Origin of the sequence: Ruminococcus sp. 210702-SL.1.03, from assembly GCF_020559915.1 — a bacterium.
GTDB lineage: Bacteria > Bacillota > Clostridia > Oscillospirales > Ruminococcaceae > YE71.
The window spans coordinates 1-2970 of sequence record NZ_JAJCLZ010000067.1 but is presented as its reverse complement, the minus strand read 5'-3'; the positions used below and the strand labels follow the sequence as shown (position 1 = coordinate 2970).

The window sequence follows — 2970 nt, the reverse complement described above, 5'->3', positions numbered from 1 at the left end:
TACGGCTTTAAATTCAACATGAGGTGGAGCAACATTACCCACAATATGATTATAAACACTACTCTCTGAATTTGTACCATATGTTAGATTAAGTCCGCCAGTACTCTTTATCGCATTATCTACCTGCTGTCCATAAGAAGGATCAATGTAACTGTAACCTGCCGGCATTAACTCGGAATAATTTATGCCTAATTTCGCACATGTATTTATTTGATCAAAATACATTGAACCAACATTCGTAGAACCATTCATTACCTGAAAAATAAATTTTGCCGATGTTTCTTTAAAAGTAACATTATTTTGTAATAGTTTAAACGCATTACCTCTATCAGTATAACCTGAAGTGTACACATATTGCTGTGCGCTAAGAGCCATTTTAACAGCCACACTGTTGGTAAACCATATATTTCCGTCAGATGTAAATTTCAGAGCTTGTGCTCCATTCAAATTATAAGTAATAAGACAGAAACGTACATTACCATTCCCGTATTGAGCAATTAGGGAATCCATCAAATTACCAATCATTTCGCATTGTGAATTAAATGTATCCTCAAGCTGACCGGAAGTCTGAATAAGGAACGCAATATCAACGGGTGTCTGAACGGTAACAGCGCCTCTGGTCTGAGCAGCAGCAAACATTGCAGGAGCAAAAGTTTCTTCAGTAAGAGTATCTTCCTCGTCATTTATTTCAGCGAGTGTTTCTTCAGAAAATTCTACACGTGTAGACTCTTCATTGAATTCAGCAGCTATATCTTCTACCGCTTCAGCCTCAAAGGACATCAACATAGGTTCAGCTTCGTTAATGCCGATTCCAAGGTTGGCAAGCCATTTCTCCATGTCCATTATACAGTATGTGCCAAGTTCGTCAACCTCCGTGTAAATTGTATTGTTTTCAAGGTCATACTTTGTTTCAATGGGCAGAAGCATATTCATATCTTCAAAGTATTTGAAGATTGTAAGACGTTTTAATCCTTGTAAATCCGGCTCATCAGGGAATAGATTAAGTTCATTGTCTACGGATTCATCAGCTATATTAAATTTTAACACAACCTTGCTGATATTGCAAGAGTTGCCACAAGTTAACTCCGGTGCAATGCCAAGAATGGCGTCATTTCTTATTGCTTTTGAGTAGCTTGTTTCCTTTGCTTTTAAATTACCCTCAACATAACCTGTCGATTCAATTTCAATAGACATTTTGTAAGGACTATCGTCAGTATTGATCTCCCTAAGAGCCTCGCTGTTCTCGGCAATAGTCTGATTGCTTACATATTCCGCATCGGGAACGTCAAATGTTTCAGGATTTGTCGGGTCAAGTCCAATATACGGCTCATCGCCATCTTTTAAGCCATCACCGTCTGTGTCCGGAACGAGAGGATCAGTTCCGTAAATATTAATTTCATCGTAATCTGAAAGTCCGTCATTGTCCGTATCATCATTTCTTGGATCAGTTCCAAGCTCTATTTCCTGGGCATTGGTCAATCCGTCACTGTCAGAATCTGCATCAGCGTCCGAAACACCCTCGGTTACTGAATCGTACTTTGTAGGATCTGTTCCTGTTATGTATACTTCCTGATAATCGGTCAGTCCATCGCCATCAGTATCGGGATTATTCAAATCTGTACCGATCATATTCTCATAAATGTCCGGAAGCCCGTCACCGTCGCTGTCAAGAAAATCAACAGAATAGCCATCTTCTGTTTTTGTTACAACAAAAGGTACTGATTCAATTCTCTCGCCGTAATTGGTGATAAGGGAAACCTTGAAGTATTTTGTTTCAAAGTCATCGGTGATCGGGTACTGATAGGTAGTTGCATCCGAAACGACAGCTACGGATGTATAGTTGACATTATCATCTGAACTCCATATCTCATAGCTGCTGTTTTTGTAATTGGTGTACCACTCCATATCTATGCTGTTCGCATCGCTGTTATACTCTCCGAAAGCATAAAGCTCAACCTCAATGTCAGATTCTGTTCCGACAAGTTCAGCCATACTGTTGCTGTAATTAGCATTAATGCTAGGACAGTCGATGGTGATAGTTTGTCCGATAATGATAACATTGTTGAGGTTAAGGTTATCTGTATCGATGTTGATATCTCCGTAAGGAGCATAAATCAAGCCGCTGAAATTAACGTTGCTTGTTTCGATATTGATATCTCCTGTTTCGGAGCAAATAACAGAATTGTTCGTATTCTTAACCTCTCCATTGATGGTAACATCTTCAACAGCTTTAATTCCTGAATTGAGATTAATATTTCCCGTAAGTTCTAGAGTGCCGTTAACATCCATGGGATTATTAATGTTGATGTTCAGGTCCTCAAAGCTGTAATCGTCAGCATATGTTTCAACGTTATCGCCACTGAAATACGAGTAGTTCAGTTTTTTGAGAATGTAGATCATTTCTTCGTCAGCATTCTCAGTTTTCGTACCGTTGACATTCATATTTCCGCTTGAAACAATTGTGCCGTTTGTCGCTATATTTCCATTCACACAGAAATTATTAGCATTAATGGTGATAGCTCCTTCTGTATCAGAAGCGGCAAACATTGTATAGGGATACTTTTCTGCTGCATCCTCTGCAACTGCAGGCAAACTCGGCAAAAGAGTTGCTGCCATAGCTACACTCATTATGCCGGAAAGTATTCGTTTGAAGTTGTTTTTTCCTTGCATAACTTCTCCTCCGTTCCGCAGTATCGGAGCGCCGAAGCGCTCCATTACCGCTTTTTTATTAGTCTTCTTTTACAAATTTCTTCATACCTTCAGGCTCTTTTGGCTGATTGTACCACCACCAGCAAGCCTGAGAACTGGAACTGACGCCTATCATCAGTGCAAGTGCCGCCAATGATGAACCATATTTCAACATGAGCTTTTTAATTGCCTTCATATTTTTCACCGCCTTTCCTTTTTAAAAAATTTATGCAAATTCTCAGGCTCTTTCGGCTGACAATATGTTATACTGCAGGCTTGTCC

1 protein-coding gene and 1 pseudogene are annotated in these 2970 nt (G+C 39.5%); both read right to left on the bottom strand.

The annotated features are described in order from the left end of the window. Nucleotides 1-2670: pseudogene (locus LI114_RS13240) on the bottom strand (thrombospondin type 3 repeat-containing protein); the annotation flags it as partial. Between the two features lie 58 nt (nucleotides 2671-2728). Next, nucleotides 2729-2884 (bottom strand): cyclic lactone autoinducer peptide, encoded by a 156-nt coding sequence (locus LI114_RS13235; RefSeq protein ID WP_081856071.1) that lies wholly within the window; start codon nucleotides 2882-2884, stop codon nucleotides 2729-2731. Between the last annotated feature and the right edge of the window lie 86 nt (nucleotides 2885-2970).

What these genes read in the sequence shown, in the direction of transcription:
- LI114_RS13235 (WP_081856071.1), bottom strand. Translation starts at nt 2,884, where the DNA reads ATGAAGGCAATTAAAAAGCTCATGTTGAAATATGGTTCATCATTGGCG.